At 67.1% G+C, this 888-nt stretch carries 1 protein-coding gene; it reads right to left on the reverse strand.

The annotated features are described in order from the left end of the window. Nucleotide 1: 1 nt before the first annotated feature. Nucleotides 2–888, reverse strand: an 887-nt coding sequence (locus AUL35_RS19210) for an NAD(P)-dependent oxidoreductase (RefSeq protein WP_082666468.1), incomplete at its 5' end; no start/stop codon positions are given.

Genomic DNA, 888 nt, shown 5'->3' on the forward strand with positions numbered 1-888 from the left:
CCTACTCCGCGACGTACCTTCGCCAGTTGTGCTGTTCGCGAAAGCCGAGCACCTCGCGGATCTTGCGGTTGGAGAGCGGGGCCTCGAACTCGCCCATCTCGCGCGTGACCGGCGTGCCGGGCTGGTGGCGGGCCAGGAATGCCGCGGTCGGCTCGCGCGCGGTGATCGTGTCGTTGGTGGCGTTGAAGACCTGGTAGCCCAGCCCGTCCTTGTGAAGGCACAGGTCCACGATCTGCCCGAGGTCGCGCGCGTCGATGTAGCTCCAGGCGTTGCGCTTGCGGCTCATCGGGTCGGCCAGAAACGCAGGGAACCGCTCGTACTCGTGCGGCTCGATCACGTTGCCGATGCGCAGCGCGTAGATGTCGGCGCCCGACCGCTGGGCAAAGGCGCGCGCCGTGCGCTCGTTGACGACCTTCGACAGGCCGTAGCTGTCCATCGGATCGCTGTCGTAGTCCTCCTCCAGCGGAAAGGCGTGGAAGGGGCGGTCGCCTTCCGCAAAGCACACGCCGTAGGTCGTCTCGCTGGAGGCGATCACGATCTTGCGGATGCCGAGCTTCACGGCCGCCTCGACCACGTTGTAGGTGCCCACCGTGTTGATGCGGAACGTCTCGTTGTCGGGGTGGATCAGGACGCGCGGCACGGCGGCAAAGTGCACCACGGCGTCGACCCTGGCCGGGCCGCGGCCCGTCTCGTAGCCCTCGAAGCCGAAGTGGCTCGACAGGGCGTTGAACATCTGCCCGCTGTCGGTGATGTCGGCAAGAAGCGTGTTGACGCCGGGATGGTCCAGCGGTTTGAGGTCGACGTTCAGCACCTCGTGGCCCTGGCCGAGAAGGTAGGGCACCACATGGCGGCCCGCCTTGCCCGTGCCCCCCGTGAAAACAACGCGCA

The sequence above is a fragment of the Aureimonas sp. AU4 genome, assembly GCF_001463765.1.
GTDB lineage: Bacteria > Pseudomonadota > Alphaproteobacteria > Rhizobiales > Rhizobiaceae > Aureimonas.